Source organism: Yersinia sp. 1252 StPb PI, assembly GCF_048593885.1.
Lineage (GTDB): Bacteria > Pseudomonadota > Gammaproteobacteria > Enterobacterales > Enterobacteriaceae > Yersinia > Yersinia enterocolitica_E.
Map to the genome: position 1 here is coordinate 1 of NZ_JAZGQE010000281.1, position 3770 is coordinate 3770.

Sequence of the window (3770 nt, forward strand, 5' to 3'; positions counted from 1 at the left end):
CATAGAATGTACTGACATAATCAGCATATTCCCCTATCTTTCAGTAGGTTGTATGTAATTACATGATTGTAAAAGCTTTGTTTTATATTGCATTGGAATTGTTGGATGAAAAAACCAATCACAGTCAGAAAAAAAATGTTTTAACGTGCAGAATATCTAAAAGCAGTATTTAGCAGCCCGATTTTTAGGCGGTTAAAAGGACTTGATGAGTCGAATGGGATGCAGCGGATTTACTGACCGGCATTAAACAGGCCATATCGGGAATTATTAAAAGTATCATCTCAATAGGTTCATATTGGCCCTAAATCAGACGCATGCAGGTCTAAATAGCGGTGATAGTTATCAGGGGGTGGATCATTATCTGTCGGATGTAAGCGATGGTGCCCACGGATGGCGGTGGGTGCAAAACCAAAACGTTTGCGAAAACGTTCAGCAAAACGTGATGCACTCTCGTAGCCCACTTGGCTGGCTATTAATGATATTGGCCAATCAGTACCTTGCAATAAACGCAATGCACTGGTCATGCGGACATCAATCATTAAGTCACGTAATAGTATTTTTTCGGCAGCTAATTTTCGGCGTAATACAACTTCGCTCATCGCCATATGGTCTGCAACTTGTGATGCCGACCATATTTTGTATGGATCAGTCGCCAAACAACGGCGCACTCTCTCACTTAACGAATCACTTTCATTTAATATAAATTTAACGCCACGCTGAGCCAACCAAAGTAACAATTCAAGCATGCGGTGTCTGACGATAGTTGGCGGAATATCACCAATGTCAGATATTGCTTTAAACGTATTGCCGAATGTATTGATGAATTCAGGTGCTAAATTACGTACCGGCATAACGCCGGGAACATACCCAAGACCAGCGGATGCTGGATGATTGGCAAAGGTGGCAATCAAACGGGGATCACAGCGAAGTTGGTGGCTAAAAAATAGTCCGTCGTCAGATAAGCCATTTATTACATCAACTGTTTGGCCACTACTCACCGCGACTATTTCACCGGCCTGTATAATACATTCCTGATTATCCCAGCGAATGATTTTGTACCCACGGTTAACCATAATGAGCAATGGATGCTCAATATAGACGGAGGTGAGTAGCAGCTCTGTGTGTTGAATAACATGTGCCGAGCTACCCACACCGGGGCAAAAATTAATTGTACGTTCCATCGATATTCATTTCACAATTTTAGCCTGAGAATATCTTTACGCTTTGAGTGACAGAGTAGCAACTCATTTTAATAGAAAATTTACAGTAACTGGCTATTTTAGCGAAAAATATTAAGGGTGAGAATAATAGCCAGCTCGATATGAGTGATTGTTACTGTCAATATAATTCCATGTTAAAAACAATGACAATAAAAATTAATTGGCATGTTAATAATTGCAGTGACATGTAATTTCTTTACAACAAAAGGTGTAATCGTTTTCGGTAACTGACCGCTACTGTGTTTCACCCAGCAGCAATGCATGATCAGGGAATTGACCATAAGTATTATTAACAGCTTGCTGTCGGGTTGATTGCCCGACTAATTCACTGAGTGCATCCAGGCGTAACTGTAATAGACGTTTAATTTCTATTTCATTTTCCAAAATAGCTCTCAATTTCTCACGTAACAGCTCCTGCAACACCTGAGATGAGCATGAGGATATAGTGACGTTTGCCGTGCTTTCTACCGCTTTAAGGTAAGTCATTTCGAGATCAACCAGCGCATCCCAATTCCCCTCAGTTGCCAATGCAAGCATTTGCTCACTGAGTGTCAGGATTTGTTGATATTCGGACAAAAGGTGCTGGTGACGTTCCATTAAATGGGGTCCTAATCAGGTTGATAATTGGGGCCGATCTGCCGCCAGGCGTCTGCAATATTTTCGAGCAAAGCAGACACTTCATTAATTGCCTGTTCGTCATTATGCAAATTGGCATGCAGCAAGCGCCGCGACATATAGTCATATAAAGCTGACAAATTCTGTGCCAGCTCACCGCCTTTTTCCATATCCAGTCCTGCACTCAGCCCATTATCAATAATATTAATGGCTTTTGACAGTGCAGCACCTTTGGCCGGAATATCTCCCTGACTCATCAAGATGCGAGCACGAACCAGGGCGCTTTGCGCCCCGTCGAAGAGCATCACGATCAATTGATGAGGGCTGGCACTCATTACACCACTTTCGACTCCTACGTTTGCGTAAGCTTGAACCCCTGATCGGCTGTACATGCTCTATCCTTTATGAAGAGAATTGTTGAGTTAAGAAATTACCGGTATTGGTTAATGAACTCACCAATTTGTCCAACTGGGTAAATTGTGCCTTATAGCGTTCAATGGTGGCATTAATGCTATCAGTGGTTGAGGTAACCTGTTTCTCTAATGATTTTAATGTCTTGTTAATACCATCAGTGGCTGTCTTTAATGAGCCTTTGGTGGAATCCAGTGCGGTATTTAGCAGGTTATCCATCTGAGTGGCGAAACCGGTGGTTTTGCCATCGCCGACAAAAAATGCTGTTACGTTATTCGGCTGGTCAGTCAGTGCTTTATCAAGTTTCTTCGAATCAATGACTAATTTTCCATCAAGATCTTGAGTAATACCCATCGCTGCCAGGGTTTTCACATCACCGGCCTGGGCAGAGGCTAATTGGCTCTTCAATTGCGTTTGGATGCTGCGCAATGTGCCATCGCCAACTAATGCGCCATTACTGGTTGATTGATCCTTACCCGCTTCAACCGCAGTATATTTGGTTAAAGAAGCAAACGTGGTTTGTAATGAATTATACGCATCGACAAATGTTTGAATCGCAGCTTTGGTCGCGGTGGAGTCACGTGTAATTGTCAGTTGCTCAGGTTCATCTTTTTTTGTTAAGGCTTTCAGGCTGAGTGTAACGCCTTGTGGTGCATCAGTAATGGTATTGCTTTGACGGGTAATGGATACGCCATTTACTGTCAGTGTTGCATCTTCAGCTTTTACTTTTTGCGTTAAAGCGCCACTACCACCGGTGGTGCTTGGGGTGTAGTTCAAAAAGTTGTTTAAAGTGTCATCACCAGAAACACTGACTGTCATTTCTGACTTCGTCCCTGTTTCCTTGGAAGTTAATGCGAGATAGTAAGTATCATCATCCGCTTTCATGATACTGGCGCTGACACTACCTTCTTGTTTATTAATCGCATCGCGAATACCGGTCAACGAGGTCTGCTCACTGGTCAGTTTTACTTCCAGTGGTTTTGTTTGACCGGGTTGAGTGATAGTAATTGTCCGGCTGTCGTTACTATTACCCAGTTTATCTGTGGCGTTCGGCACATCAGAAGAGAGTAATGATTGCGCTTTAGCCAGATTAGTCACTTCAATCGTGTAATTACCTGCCGTCGCACCACTGCTGGTAGTAGCGGCAAAAGCGGTATTGGTGCTGTTAACAGAGGTCGTAGCTAGGGTATCGGCTTTTTTTAGTGCTGCAGATGCCGTTTCGACTTTAGCCAGAGCGCTTTGTAACACGCCATAGGCAGTAAGCTTGCCTTTATAACTGGTCTGCTGGTTGGTTAGCGGAGTTAAGCGGGTTTGTTCCCCGGCACTTAATTTATCCAGTAAAGTGCCTAGCTCCAAATTTGAACCGATACCCAGAGAACTGATACTTGCCATGTCTAATCCTTAATATTCAAGTGTCGTTACAGGGGTTATCGGCCAGAGAATTGAAAAGTTTACACATAAAATGGAATTTATGATGGCTGGAATAACGGGGGATAACAGGGCGCTATTTGCCCTATTGAATAG

4 protein-coding genes are annotated in these 3770 nt (G+C 43.0%); all 4 read right to left on the reverse strand.

Annotation, left to right across the window (positions count from 1 at the left end):
* Positions 1-290: 290 nt before the first annotated feature.
* Entirely contained in the window at positions 291-1181 is an 891-nt protein-coding gene (locus V2A85_RS22545) for a helix-turn-helix transcriptional regulator (RefSeq protein ID WP_372558747.1), read from the reverse strand.
* A gap of 273 nt (positions 1182-1454) precedes the next feature.
* Positions 1455-1817: a flagella biosynthesis regulatory protein FliT gene (gene fliT / locus V2A85_RS22550; protein ID WP_050084340.1), complete on the reverse strand. Its 363-nt coding sequence runs from the start codon at positions 1815-1817 to the stop codon at positions 1455-1457.
* 11 nt (positions 1818-1828) lie between these two features.
* The gene (gene fliS / locus V2A85_RS22555) at positions 1829-2227 is read right to left on the reverse strand and encodes a flagellar export chaperone FliS (RefSeq protein ID WP_050084339.1); all 399 of its coding nucleotides are present in this window, start codon (positions 2225-2227) and stop codon (positions 1829-1831) included.
* A 10-nt stretch (positions 2228-2237) separates the two neighbouring features.
* Complete coding sequence (gene fliD, locus V2A85_RS22560) at positions 2238-3638, reverse strand: flagellar filament capping protein FliD (RefSeq protein ID WP_372558748.1); 1401 nt, start codon at positions 3636-3638, stop codon at positions 2238-2240.
* Positions 3639-3770: the final 132 nt, after the last annotated feature.